Origin of the sequence: Brachybacterium sp., assembly GCF_036379615.1 — a bacterium.
Classification (GTDB): domain Bacteria; phylum Actinomycetota; class Actinomycetes; order Actinomycetales; family Dermabacteraceae; genus Brachybacterium.
In genome coordinates, this window is record NZ_DASVGJ010000041.1 from 1 (window position 1) to 11,845 (window position 11,845).

The 11,845-nt window shown below is 69.5% G+C and carries 15 protein-coding genes; 6 read left to right on the top strand and 9 right to left on the bottom strand.

Annotation, left to right across the window (positions count from 1 at the left end):
- Positions 1-147: 147 nt before the first annotated feature.
- The 4 genes from VF289_RS07890 to VF289_RS07905 all read left to right on the top strand — a co-directional run bounded on the left by VF289_RS07890 (position 148) and on the right by VF289_RS07905 (position 3,175).
- Positions 148-888, top strand: a complete 741-nt coding sequence (locus VF289_RS07890) for a sulfurtransferase (RefSeq protein ID WP_330882817.1) — start codon at positions 148-150, stop codon at positions 886-888.
- Between the two features lie 240 nt (positions 889-1,128).
- On the top strand, positions 1,129-1,848 hold the full coding sequence (locus VF289_RS07895) for a histidine phosphatase family protein (protein ID WP_330882819.1): 720 nt from the start codon (positions 1,129-1,131) through the stop codon (positions 1,846-1,848).
- The gene (locus tag VF289_RS07900) at positions 1,845-2,408 is read left to right on the top strand and encodes a DUF3090 domain-containing protein (protein ID WP_330882821.1); all 564 of its coding nucleotides are present in this window, start codon (positions 1,845-1,847) and stop codon (positions 2,406-2,408) included. Before VF289_RS07895 ends, VF289_RS07900 begins: the two co-directional genes overlap by 4 nt.
- Positions 2,408-3,175 (top strand): SCO1664 family protein, encoded by a 768-nt coding sequence (locus VF289_RS07905; protein ID WP_330882823.1) that lies wholly within the window; start codon positions 2,408-2,410, stop codon positions 3,173-3,175. The genes VF289_RS07900 and VF289_RS07905 overlap by 1 nt, the downstream gene beginning before the upstream one ends.
- A gap of 66 nt (positions 3,176-3,241) precedes the next feature.
- Here VF289_RS07905 and VF289_RS07910 read toward each other — a convergent pair whose 3' ends face one another.
- The 4 genes from VF289_RS07910 to VF289_RS07925 form a co-directional block, all read right to left on the bottom strand.
- Positions 3,242-4,144, bottom strand: coding sequence for a dihydrodipicolinate synthase family protein (locus VF289_RS07910; RefSeq protein ID WP_330882825.1), 903 nt, complete (start codon positions 4,142-4,144; stop codon positions 3,242-3,244).
- Positions 4,120-4,671 (bottom strand): hypothetical protein, encoded by a 552-nt coding sequence (locus VF289_RS07915; protein WP_330882826.1) that lies wholly within the window; start codon positions 4,669-4,671, stop codon positions 4,120-4,122. The genes VF289_RS07910 and VF289_RS07915 overlap by 25 nt, the downstream gene beginning before the upstream one ends.
- A gap of 203 nt (positions 4,672-4,874) precedes the next feature.
- Complete coding sequence (locus VF289_RS07920) at positions 4,875-5,579, bottom strand: aspartate/glutamate racemase family protein (protein WP_330882828.1); 705 nt, start codon at positions 5,577-5,579, stop codon at positions 4,875-4,877.
- Between the two features lie 66 nt (positions 5,580-5,645).
- A complete protein-coding gene (locus VF289_RS07925) occupies positions 5,646-6,158 on the bottom strand; it encodes an SDR family oxidoreductase (protein ID WP_330882830.1) in 513 nt (170 codons plus the stop codon).
- Between VF289_RS07925 and VF289_RS07930 the strand changes: the two genes are divergently transcribed.
- Positions 6,135-6,695: a TetR/AcrR family transcriptional regulator gene (locus VF289_RS07930; protein WP_330882831.1), complete on the top strand. Its 561-nt coding sequence runs from the start codon at positions 6,135-6,137 to the stop codon at positions 6,693-6,695. The two genes, VF289_RS07925 and VF289_RS07930, sit on opposite strands and share 24 nt — an antisense overlap.
- A 192-nt stretch (positions 6,696-6,887) precedes the next feature.
- On the opposite strand, the gene VF289_RS07935 is transcribed toward VF289_RS07930, so the two are convergent.
- The 3 genes from VF289_RS07935 to VF289_RS07945 form a co-directional block, all read right to left on the bottom strand.
- Positions 6,888-7,523, bottom strand: a complete 636-nt coding sequence (locus VF289_RS07935; RefSeq protein WP_330882833.1) for an immunity protein Imm33 domain-containing protein — start codon at positions 7,521-7,523, stop codon at positions 6,888-6,890.
- A 343-nt stretch (positions 7,524-7,866) separates the two neighbouring features.
- Positions 7,867-9,246 carry an MFS transporter gene (locus VF289_RS07940; protein ID WP_330882835.1) on the bottom strand — a complete coding sequence of 460 codons (1,380 nt, stop codon included), beginning with the start codon at positions 9,244-9,246 and terminating at the stop codon, positions 7,867-7,869.
- 789 nt (positions 9,247-10,035) lie between these two features.
- A complete protein-coding gene (locus VF289_RS07945) occupies positions 10,036-10,173 on the bottom strand; it encodes a hypothetical protein (RefSeq protein ID WP_330882837.1) in 138 nt (45 codons plus the stop codon).
- A 368-nt stretch (positions 10,174-10,541) separates the two neighbouring features.
- Between VF289_RS07945 and VF289_RS07950 the strand changes: the two genes are divergently transcribed.
- Positions 10,542-10,742 carry a hypothetical protein gene (locus VF289_RS07950; RefSeq protein WP_330882839.1) on the top strand — a complete coding sequence of 67 codons (201 nt, stop codon included), beginning with the start codon at positions 10,542-10,544 and terminating at the stop codon, positions 10,740-10,742.
- 65 nt (positions 10,743-10,807) lie between these two features.
- Here the strand turns inward: VF289_RS07950 and VF289_RS07955 are convergent, their stop codons facing one another.
- Positions 10,808-11,167 (bottom strand): hypothetical protein, encoded by a 360-nt coding sequence (locus tag VF289_RS07955; RefSeq protein WP_330882841.1) that lies wholly within the window; start codon positions 11,165-11,167, stop codon positions 10,808-10,810.
- A 100-nt stretch (positions 11,168-11,267) separates the two neighbouring features.
- Positions 11,268-11,845 (bottom strand): TetR/AcrR family transcriptional regulator (locus tag VF289_RS07960; RefSeq protein WP_330882843.1); only part of this gene is annotated, 578 nt, incomplete at its 5' end.

Sequence of the window (11,845 nt, forward strand, 5' to 3'; positions counted from 1 at the left end):
TCAGCTCGATGGTGGTCATGCGGCACGGTATCGCGTGCCAGGCGGAACGGTGGCGCCGTGGCGCGGAGGACCGTGAGGTCCCGCGTCGCGCTGTGATCTCGTCGGCTCCCGACCTCCCGCGCGAGCACGCGTCGATAGGCTCGACGCGTGGAACCCGTCCTCAACATCTCCGCCTACCTGTTCGCCCGGATCACCGATCGTGAGCAGCTGCGCCCCGTGCTACGCGAGCGCGCGAGGGCGGCCGGGCTGAAGGGCACGATCCTCCTCGCGGAGGAGGGCATCAACATGTTCCTCGCCGGTGAGGCGGAGGCCGTGCGCGGGTTCGTCGGCGCGCTGCGCGAGGACCCCCGCTTCGCCTCCCTGACCACCAAGGAGAGCTGGTCGCAGGAGCAGCCGTTCCGCAAGCTGCTGGTCAAGCTCAAACGCGAGATCATCCGGATGGACCACCCCACGATCCGCCCTGGCCAGGAACGCGCCCCGGCGGTCACGCCGCACACCCTGAAGCGCTGGCTCGATCAAGGGCACGACGACGACGGCCGAGAGGTCGTCATGCTCGACACCCGCAACGCGTTCGAGGTCGACTACGGCACGTTCGAGGGCGCGATCGACTGGCGCATCGAGAGGTTCACGCAGTTCCCCGACGCAGCCGTCAGGCATCGCGATGCTCTGGGCGGGAAGACCGTGGTGAGCTTCTGCACCGGAGGGATCCGGTGCGAGAAGGCCGCGATCCACCTGCGTGAGGAGGGGGTCGATGCCCTCCAGCTCGACGGAGGGATCCTCGGATACTTCGAGGCCGTCGGCGAAGCGCACTACGACGGGGAGTGCTTCGTCTTCGACGAGCGCGAATCGCTCGGCCCCGACCTCACGCCGCGCCGGTCCTCGCAGTGAGTCCTCGGCGGTGATCGCGCCGGTCTCCGCTGCGGGGAACGACGGAGGCGTGGGCCTGCCGCACCGGAGAGCCGCTCACGCGTGGCGGACCCAGCGACGTCTCTCCTCCTGTGGGCGGTAGCCCATCGCTGACCATGCCCCTCGCCGAGAGCGTTCCCCCTGGGAAGCATGAAGGCCCGCACGCAGCGGTGCCTGACCGGCCAGGATGGCCCACGCCCCGTCCGTCGTTAGGCTGAGGGGATGGCAACGGTTCTCCTCGTGCGGCACGGCCGCACCACAGCCAATGCGACGGGAATGCTGGCCGGACGGGCTCCCGGCGTCCACCTCGACGATCTCGGAGAGGACCAGGCGGCGCGGACCGGGGACAGGATCGCCCCCGTGCCCGTGGCCGCAGTGGTCTCCAGCCCTCTCGAGCGCTGCGCGGAGACCGCTCGGGCCATCGTCGAGCACCAGAGCGGCGCACCGTCCTCGTCGGTCGAGCCCGACCTCACGGAGTGTGATTACGGCCGGTGGCAGGGCCGCCCGCTCAGCGAGCTCGCGACCGAGGATCTGTGGCAGGTCGTGCAGTCGCACCCCTCTGCCGTCACCTTCCCCGGCGGTGAGTCCATGGCGGGGATGCAGGCCAGGTCCGTGGCCGCGATCCGTCGCCACGATGCGGCCGTGGAGTCCGAGCACGGGCCGGGAGCGGTGTGGGTGGCGGTGAGCCACGGCGACATCATCAAGTCGATCCTGGCCGACGCACTCGGCATGCACCTCGACCTGTTCCAGCGGCTCGAGGTGGGGCCCGCCTCCGTCTCGATCGTGAGCTACGGTGCGAGCCGCCCGAGAGTCCTGGCGACCAACACCGCCGCCGGCGATCTGTCGTGGCTCGCTCAGGGCGTCCCCTCCGGTGATGCAGCGGTGGGGGGCGGTGCAGGCACTCCCACCGAGGGCGGCCGGACGCCTAGGATCAGGACATGACCGACGCGCCTGCACATGTTCACGAGTTCGACTGGCCGGATCGAGTCGTCATCGGGACGGTCGGGCCTCCGGGAGCTCGCACCTTCTACCTGCAGGCGCGCGCCGGGGCGCAGATCGTGAGCGTCGCCCTGGAGAAGGAGCAGTCGGCACTGCTCGCGCAGAAGATCGACGAGATCCTCGACCAGCTCCGGACCGTCGAGGGCAACCGGTTCAGCGTTCCCACCAGCACTCCCGTCGAGCTCGTCGACAACGATCCGCTCGAGGCCGTCCAGGAGCAGTTCCGCACCGGGACGATCGGCATCGGGTGGGATCCCACCACCGCCCAGGTGATCATCGAGGCGCATCCCCTCCCCGCCGACGACGACGCACCCGAGGAGGACTCGCTCGACGGCATCGCCGAGGCGGAGTCGGAGATGCTCCGGGTGAAGATGCCGGTCGGCACCGCCCGCGCGTTCACCCAGCGCACCCGGGAGATCGTCGACGCAGGCCGGCCCCTGTGCACGCTCTGCGGCTATCCCATCGACCCCGACGGCCATACCTGCACCCTTCCCGAGATCTGATGACCGGGCCGGACCTGGCGACCGCGGAGCTGACGCTCACCGGTCGCCTCACGACGGCGTCCAACGCGACGTTCCTGGGCCGCATCGGTGACGCGGCGGTCGTCTACAAACCGGTGGCGGGCGAGGCCCCGCTCTGGGACTTCCCCAGCGGCACCCTGGCCCACCGGGAGGTGGCCGCCTATGTGATCTCGCAGGCCCTCGGATGGGACATCGTGCCGCGCACCTGGCTGCGCGACGGCCCGCTGGGCGAAGGGATGGTGCAGCTCTGGCAGGAGCAGGATCCCGCTCAGCGTCCCGTGGACCTGGTCGCGACGGACCACCTGCCCGAGACGGGCTGGAGGGGCGTTCTCGAGGGAGAGGATGAGTCCGGGCAGAGGATCACCCTCATCCATGAGGACTCGCCGGCGCTGCGGCGCATGGCGGTGTTCGATCTGATCGTCAACAACGCCGACCGCAAGGGCGACCACGTCCTCGCCATGGCCGATGGGCACCGCTACGGCGTCGACCATGGGCTCACCCTCCATCGCGACCACAAGCTCCGCACGGTCCTCTGGGGATGGGTGGGAGAGGCCCTGACCGCCGATGAGCTCGAGGGCATCGATCGTGTCGGCGACGCACTCCACGGGGAGCTCAGTCATGCCCTGACGGACCTGCTCAGCGCGGAGGAGATCGCAGCGCTCGCCGCGCGCTGCGCCCGGCTGCGCTCGGCAGGGCGGTTCCCGGCCCCGAGCGGGCAGATGCCGGCGGTGCCGTGGCCGCTGTTCTGACGGGGCGGTCTCCGAGGATCGAAGAGTCGGACACCCGACGCGGACTCTCCGCTCTTCGAGGATCCCTCACTCGAGACCCAGCTCGGCGACCACCTCGGCGACCCTGCCCCGCTGAGCGTCCGTGAGGCCCTGGATCGGCAGCGGCAGGCACCGCGCAGGGGCGAGGCCCAGCTGTTCCGCGATCGCAGCGACCACCCGGAGACTGCCCCCGCACTCGGCGAACAGGCTCCACAGCGGGGCGAGGCGCTCGGACTCCGCCGTCGCGTCCTCGGCACGCCCTTCCCGCGCCGCTCGGCTGATCGCGAGGGCAGGGCCGGGGACGGTCCCGCCGAGGACGGAGTACCAGGCGTCGCAGCCCGCGTTCAGTCCGGTCGCGGCCATCGCGTCACCGGAGACCCCGATCGTGACGTGCTCGGGAACCGCCTCGCGGAGCGCCGCGACGTGCGCGCGCGCCGCCGAAGGGTCGGCGGGGACGCCGGGGATCTTCAGCGAGGCGATGCCCGGCAGCTCGGCGATGCGCGCGTACAGCGCGGTCGTGAAGGTGAAGCGGGTGGTGCCGGGGTTGTCGTAGACGATGACCGGCAGCTCCGTGCGCTCGGTGACGGTGCGGAACAGCCCGAGCACGTCATCCTCGGTGAGCGGCTGATAGGTGATCGGTGCGAGCAGCACGCCCGCCGCACCCGCGGCCTCCGCGTTCTCCACGTGCGCCAGCACCTGCGATGTCCTCAGCGCCCCGACCCCCACGAACACCGGTGTCCCGCCCGCGTGCTCGACGGCTAGACGCGCGACCCGTGCGCGCTCCGCGGCCGTGAGATAGGCGTAGGAGCCGGTCGAGCCGAGCGCGGTGATCGAGTCGACGCCCGCTGCGGCGAGCCGCTCGATGAGGCCGACGAACGCCCGCTCGTCCACGGCGTCCTCGGCGAGCGGCGTGAGCGGGAAGGCGCTCAGTCCGGTGAAGGTGCTGTCCATGGGCTCTCGAAGTCGACATCGGGGTGCCGCTCCTCGTAGGAGAGGGCGAGCTCGAGCCAGACGCGCGCCGCGCTCTGCTCGGTGCCGTCGGTGAGCCTGCGCAGCGAATCGTGATGGGCCATGCGCCACAGCAGGTCATGGACCGTGGCCTCGGCAGCCGGGTCGATCGTGAGCACGACGTCCGCAAAAGCCAGATCGTGCTCCTCCCCGAAAGGTCTGACGAGCCCGTGGGCGCGCTCGCACGCGCGCGTGTACGGGGCGCGCCACTGATCGAGCCTGTCCCGGTGCTCGCGTCGTCGCCGACTGCTGATCAGGCGGGCGATCATGCCGAGCTCGGGCCTCGGGGTGCTGTCGACCTCGGCATTCGCGCGGGCGATCCGTGCAAGGGCGTCACTCACCGCTGCTGGGTCGGCCCCCGGGGCGTGGATCCACACGGGGTGGTCGATACCGGGCAGGACCGAGGCCCAGTGACGGCTCGCCACGAGATCACGGATCCGTTCGTCCTCCCAGGCGAAATCTGCGTCCATTCGGCTCTCGGCCTGATCCGGCATGGCACCTTTCCGCGGCACGGCCCGTCCGCCCTCGCTCGGGCATCCTACGATCCAGGGATCTCCGCAGGCTCTGCGCTCTCCCCGGGGGACACGCCGGAGCCGCCCCAGGTCAGCATCGTGGAACCTGCGCACACGATCGCGCCGAGGCCCACCACGGCCGAGACGCCGGTCGATCAGCGTCAGGTGTCGGGCGTGCCCTCGAGTGCGACATCGACCGCGGCCGCGGCATGCAGTGCGGTGGATGCGAAGACCGGCACGGAGACGTCGTCCTCGCCGAGGAGCAGTTCGATCTCGGTGCAGCCGAGGATGACCCCTTCGGCGCCCTCGGCGACGAGACCTTCGACGATCTCCCGGAGCTCGCAGCGCGACTCGTCACGGACGACGCCGAGCACGAGCTCTTCATAGATCACTCGGTTCACCGCCGCGCGTCCGGGCGCATCGGGCACGAGGGTCCGCACGCCGTTCGCCGCCATCCGCTCGCGGTAGAACTGCTCCTCCATCGTGAATCGCGTGCCGAGCAGCACCACCGTCGACAGCCCGGCACCGACGATCGCGGCGGCGGTCACGTCGACGAGGTGGAGGAACGGGACGCTGATCGCGCTCTCGATCGTGCCGGCGACCTTGTGCATGGTGTTCGTGCAGAGCACGATGACCTCCGCACCGGCGGCCTCGAGCGAACGCGCCTCCTGCGCGAGCACCTCGCCGGCCGCCGCCCACTCCCCGGCCACCTGCATGCGTTCGATGTCGGCGAAGTCGACGGATCCGAGGACGCAGCGCGCGGAGTGCAGACCGCCTCGACGCTCGCGCACGCTCTGGTTGAGCAGGCGGTAATACAGAGCGGAGCTCTCCCAGCTCATCCCACCGATCAGACCGATCTTCTTCATGGGTTCGATGCTATAAGGCGCGACGGACACCCACGAGCGGGCCGAGCGCCCGGCTCCCGCCGGGCGTCACAGGGCCGCACCTGACCTGGCTGTCGCGATCAGCTGCTCCGAGACCTCCCAGAGCCGTCGGGCGGCGTCGGGGTCCAGGGCGTACGGCAGCACGCCGGCCAGGCCGTGGAGCTGCTGGACGACCTCGGCCTCATGGCAGTCCTCGAAGTAGCGCCCTCCGATGCCCCGCACCTGGGGCGACGCGGCCAGGAACACCGACGTCGCGGCGCCCTGCTCGGGGGACTTCATGCGGAACAGCCCCGTGGCCTCGGCCTGGCGGGCATTCTCCTCATCGGCGGCCCGCAGCTCCTCGCTCCAGTGTCGTTGCAGCGGTGTCCAGACGCCGCCGGGCGTCAGGGCGTTCGCCGTGATCCCGTCCGCCGCCCATCGTCGCGTCGCCTCGACGGCGAACAGCACGACCGCGGTCTTGGACTGTCCGTAGGCGAGGCCCGGCTCGTACTCGCGCTTCTCGAAGAACAGGTCCTCGAAGTGCACCGGGGAGGCTGCGTGACCGCTGGAGGAGACTGCCACCACGCGGGCATCGCCGTGCTCGCGCGCGAGGGATCCCGAGGATTGACCCACCGCGCCATCGACCAGGAAGCGGGCGTCCCGACCGGGACGACGACGAACTACTTCCGGAGCAGGGAGGCGCTCCTCGCGGGCCTGTACGAGAGAATCAGAACTCGCCTGGCGCCCGCACCGGACGATCTGGCCGAGCGCGCCGGACAACCACGCGGGCGCGCTCTTTTCGCCGACTACATGCGCGACATCGTGCGGCGCCTGACCACCGAACCCGACGTCGCTCGGGCCCTGTTGGAACTGCGAGTCGACTCCGCGCGGCGGCCCGACCTCTCCGCCGTCCTCACGCCATGGCTTCGCACGAACTTAGACGCCGATGTCGCGTTCAACCGGTCGATGGGACTGCCCGGCGGACGCAGGGAGATCGCGCTCTTCCACTACGCGATCGACGGCCTGCTCTTCGACCTGCTGACCACGCCGATCGCCCCGGACCTCGCGAGCGATGACCTCATCGATGCCCTCGTGACCGGGCTGCTCCGCGACGAATGAGCAGGCGCCGGCCCCCTGGCCTGCGAGACAGGGATGCACCGACGACCGGTCACCGCGCGCGACGTGCTGTCCGAGCCGGAAATAAGCGATGTCCCTGCCGCCGAACGATCTGATCGACCATCTGCCACCGGCATCAGACCCGCGACCTCCAGCGGTCACACCCCGGCCGCTGCTCTCCTCGGCCGGCCCCCGTCAGAGAGCGACGTCGCGCAGCACGACGACGTTGGTCTCGTCGACGACCTCGATCATGCGACCGGTTTCGGTGGCCACCAGGTACCCGACAGGCAGCGACATCGCCCAGACGAGCTCCGGCCGGTCGCGAAGAAGGGTCCATGCCTCGACTGCGACCAGGTCGTCCGTGGCCCACTCGCCTTCGGGCCGAGGGAGGTGCGGATCCTGGATGAACCAGCCGGAGTCCCCGGGCCGCGGCTCGTCCCTGACCATCACGAGGGCAGACGCGTGCTCCCAGCCGCGCGTCAACAGCACCCGTTCGTTCGCCCGGGTCGGCACCTCCCCGACACGTGCGTCGAGCGCCACCTGCTGCATCTTCTCCCGGATATCCAGCATCGGTGTGAGGTCGTCGGTCCGCGTCGGCGGATCGGCGAGGAAGTCCGGAGTGACAAGCTCGTATCCGTCCCCCACCGCGTGCGGAGTTGCATCGGCGAACCCCCACCACATCGGAGTCTCGCGACGGAGCCTGTCGATCCCCTTCTCGAGCCGGTACCCCCCGCCCGCCGGGTCCTCACCGAAGCCGTCCTCGGTCATCACCTGGAGAACCGTCTCAGCCATGTCCGCGTGCTCCGGGGACACCTTGGCGCGAACGGTCACGCCATCCACGGTTCGGGTCACCTCTACTCGTTCGAGGGTCACGCGGAGTCCTCCATCTGTCGTCGTCGAATCGTGAGGCAGTGACACCAGGGTCCCACGCCGAGAAGCCTCACCACGGGGAGAGCCACCGCGCGTCCCAGCTGGCGGCGCATCGAGACTCGACACTCTCGTTGGCATGCTTGAGGCGCGCCGACAGAGAGTGCACCGGATGCAGGGACTGATGCGCGATCAGGTCAGCCGATGATCGTGTGGCGAGTGGGCACGCGGTCTCCTGATCGTCGTCCGCGAAGCGAGGACTCGTAGCAGCCGCTCCGCACCCATGGGCACGGAGCGGCAGCCGGTCCTACTGCGCGACCTCCGACGTCCCGGCAGTGGCGGACGGCGAACGGGAGATGATCCCTGCACCGACCATCAGTCCGATCACAGCGAGAACCCCAGCGACCACGAACGGGTCTCCGGCGTGCAACGCCGGGGCGAATCCGAGACCGACGTACACGGCCACACCGGCCGCGCCCCCGAGCTGGTCCGCGGCACGCTGGACTCCTGAGGCGATTCCGGCGTCCTCCTCGGTGGTGCCGCTGACCGCGATGTACTGCAGCCCCACGATGCCGAAGCCCATGCCCGCGGCGATCAGCAGCATCGCCGGGAGCAACCACGCCGCGCCGCCACCCTGGAGAGCCACGAGTGCGACCACTGCCATGGCGCCTGCTGCGGCTGCGAGCCCGACCAGCACGCATGCACGTGCGCCCCAGCGTCCCAGCAGTCGGGGCACGAGCACCGAGGCCAGGATCAGCGCCACGGCCAGTGGCAGCATCGTCAGGCCCGCCCCCAACGGCCCGATCCCGAGCCTGTCCTGCAGGTAGAAGGTGAAGAGCAGGAACGACGTCGACAACGCGCCGCTGAGCAGCATCGTCGTCAGGTTCGCCCGGACCCGGGCCCGGTCCGCGAAGAAGGCCAACGGGACCAGCGGGTTCGGCGACTTCGATTCCACGCGCACGAACCACGCGCCGGCCAGCACCGCGCCGGCCAATGCGGCGACGCTCACCCACGGATCAGTGCCCGGTTCGCCGGCCTCGATCGCGGCGAAGACGAACAGCAGCGGGCACGCCGCCAGCAGGAGCGCCCCCGGCAGGTCCAGACGTACCGGCTCACGAGATGCGGGCCGGTCCGCCGGAATCAGCACGAGCGCGGCCACGATCACGATCACGATGAACGGCACCGAGATCAGGAAGATCCAACGCCACCCCAGATGAGCGGTGATGATCCCTGAGAGGGCGAACCCCAGCACCAGGCCGCAGCTGGCGACCGCGGCCCACACGCTGAGGGCGCGCGATCGCTCCGGACCCTCGGGGAACAACAGCACGATGGTCGCCATCGCCGCGGGCAGCGCAACAGCTTCGCCTGCGCCTTGGAGCAGGCGAGCGGTGACCAGGACGGGGTACGACGGGGCCAGGCCTGCGAGCAGGGATGCGGCCCCGAAAAGAGCAGTGCCGATCAGGAGCGTGCGGCGGCGGCCGAGAAGGTCGCCGAGCCTGCCGCCGAGCATCAGCAACGCGCCGCCGGTGATCGTGTAGCCGACCACTACCCAGGTCAGCGAGTGACCGTCGACGCCGAAGTCCGAGCCGATCGAGGGCAGTGCGATGTTGACCACGGTCACGTCGACGGCGATGAAGAACTGCAGCATGGACATCGCGCACAGCACGAGCCATCCGCGAACAGGCACGGGACTGAGCCTGCGGGAAGAAGAGGAAATGAAGGAAAGCACGTCTTGCTCCGTCGCTCTGAGGAGTTTCGAGCAGCACGAAGGGCCGCTCCGGATGGGTCACGAAGCGACTGGACGTTCCCGGTGGTGAGTGGTGTGAGGAGAACGTCCCGCCGCTAGCGGGACGACCTGGTCACTGCCGCGCAGGCGGCGGAGCACGAAGAGGCTGACATTTGACTGACCCTAACAGCGGAGACGTCATCCCCCACTCTCATTTTTCCGGCATGGGCGAGCTCCGCGACCGTCATCGCAGGGACACCGCCTCCGCAGTGCTGCCCGCTCTCGATGCGCTCAGCGCTTCGGGCCCTCCGAAGGAGCGGTCACCGAGCGTCGTCCTCGGGAGGGGGATGCAGCCGCTCACCCCGTGGCACTTTCGACGCAGGGCGCATCTCGATCGTCCGCACGGATCCAAGAGTCACTGTTCCTGCGCGCAGGACGCATGATGCGTCCTCTGGCCTGGGATTCAGACGGTGAACCGGAGTGCCGCCACGTCCCCGCGCTCAGGGCCATCTCTCTGTTGAGGGTCCTGACGCTCTCGTCACGGAGCGGGGATGGAGGAACGCATCCCTGTCCGGCGGGAGCACAGTTCCGAGACCACCGCAGCGCGCGCCGCAGGGCCGTCGCCCACGTGGTCGTGCGCAACACCTTCCCACGCCCCGCCTCCTTCGAGGCCGATGCCCGCCGCCCCCAGGGTCGAGGCGAGGTCGGCCATTGCCTGGGCTGTCCATACGCCCCGGACGCAGACGTCGTTCACGGGACCACCTCGATCGTGGGGACCACGTGGATGTCGCTCTGGAGGGAGTTCGCGATGTAGCAGCGCTCATGGGCCTGGAGAACCAAGGTCTCGACAGCATCCGGTTCCGCCCGGCGCACATGGATGACTGGCATGAACTCGCAGCCACGACCACGAGCTGCTCCGGGTTGGTGAGGTGCACTTCGCCTCGGAATGCCGCGTCAGCACTCATCGTCAGGTTATCCGATCGAGTGAGCGAGGCCGTGTGCTCGCGGGAGAAGGACCGGTATCCACCGCCAGTGCTGCCGGTCCAGGTGATCGTCGTTGTGTACTCGTGGTCAGCCATGTCACCACGGTAGGTGCGGAACACTTCGGCCTGCATCGAAGTGTTCCGCTCCGGGCCGGGTCGTCGAGCCGCCGCCGATCACGACGATCGACGGGGCGCCGACAGGCACGCCCCGGTCACACCTCGAACCGGAGCTTCACCGATGCCGCCGCGGGGAACCCGTCGGCAACAGCCCTCGTGCTCGACCGATTCGCCCCCGACCGGTTCTGGGGCGTCCAGGTCACGGTGGTGCAGCATCGGAACGTCTCCCGCGAGACACTCCTTCGCCTGGTCGCGGACAGCCCGAAGAGTCGTGGCGTCGTCTCGTCGGAAGCGAGGAAGAGGCTCGAGAACGGTGGCGTGCTGTTCGGCGACGAGGGCTTCACCATCGACGTCTGACCAGCATCACCACAGGGATCCGGCGAGCCGACCTGGGTGATACCCGACCTCGAGGGTCCGGCCGCTCAGACGTTGGACCGGAGATGCCATTGGGCAGTCGCAGCGACGCCGTCGAAGACTGCTGTCGCCGCGAGGAGCGCGACGCCCAGCCGGGATGGCCGTCGTGACAGCGCCACGAGACAGACTCCGACCCAGCCGACATTGAGAGCCGCCGAGAGAGCGAGGTCACTGTCGCGGCAGCGCACCGCGCCGGCCAGCAGCGTCGCGCTCGTGGCGCCCAGCGCGGCCCCTACGATCGGGCGGGACGCCAGCGAGCGGTCGATGGAGGAGGCGAGGAGATCACTGCCCAGCACGGCCGATGCGGCGGCTGCGCACCCCACGCCGTCCGAAACGAGCACGCTCCTGGCGTGGACCAGACGATTCATGTCTCCTCGCTCCCCGTGACCGCACTGCGATTCGAGCACACATTGACGGGGAATACCACCACACGCCTGCACGGATGGCCATCTGCCTGAGCCGTCGAGGTCAGGTCGACGCACACACCGACGTGCATATCCCGGCGACGACGAACGCGGATCGGCGATCGTAGTCTTCGCGAGGCGGCCTGCCGCCGTGCTTAAGCGCCAGGGCATTGTCTCGGGCGAGCGCCTGGAAGTCTGCGGCCGTGACATCGTGCACCAGGACGCCTGCGGAATGCCCTTGCGCGACAAGGCTGTCATGGAATGCAGTCCCGGCATCGCACAGGGCGAGCAGAGGTTCGGAGTCGCTGTACTCGTGCAGCAGGACATCGTTCACGGCTGGCAGTCGATACTGCAGGTCCCGGAGCGCACCGATGTACGTCTGAATCCGCTCCCGGACCTCGACGACGGATCGCGCATCGTCGATGACAGCTCGCAGCTCCGCCGCGACGACGTCGTCGATGACGGCATCGATCAGTCCGATCCTGCCGCCGAGACGATTGAAGATGGTCGCCTTGCTCACGCCGGCCACCGCGGCGATCTCCTCGAGCGGCGCGGAGAACCCCTGCTCCCGGAACACCTGAACTGCCGCACGCAGTATCCGGTCGACGTTTCGGCGAGCATCTGCACGCAGAGCGGGGCCAC

Coding starts and splice junctions, on each gene's coding strand:
- VF289_RS07895 (WP_330882819.1), top strand. CDS start 1,129: ATGGCAACGGTTCTCCTCGTGCGGCACGGCCGCACCACAGCCAATGCG.
- VF289_RS07900 (WP_330882821.1), top strand. CDS start 1,845: ATGACCGACGCGCCTGCACATGTTCACGAGTTCGACTGGCCGGATCGA.
- VF289_RS07905 (WP_330882823.1), top strand. CDS start 2,408: ATGACCGGGCCGGACCTGGCGACCGCGGAGCTGACGCTCACCGGTCGC.
- VF289_RS07910 (WP_330882825.1), bottom strand. CDS start 4,144: ATGGACAGCACCTTCACCGGACTGAGCGCCTTCCCGCTCACGCCGCTC.
- VF289_RS07915 (WP_330882826.1), bottom strand. CDS start 4,671: ATGGACGCAGATTTCGCCTGGGAGGACGAACGGATCCGTGATCTCGTG.
- VF289_RS07920 (WP_330882828.1), bottom strand. CDS start 5,579: ATGAAGAAGATCGGTCTGATCGGTGGGATGAGCTGGGAGAGCTCCGCT.
- VF289_RS07945 (WP_330882837.1), bottom strand. CDS start 10,173: ATGCCAGTCATCCATGTGCGCCGGGCGGAACCGGATGCTGTCGAGACC.
- VF289_RS07955 (WP_330882841.1), bottom strand. CDS start 11,167: ATGAATCGTCTGGTCCACGCCAGGAGCGTGCTCGTTTCGGACGGCGTG.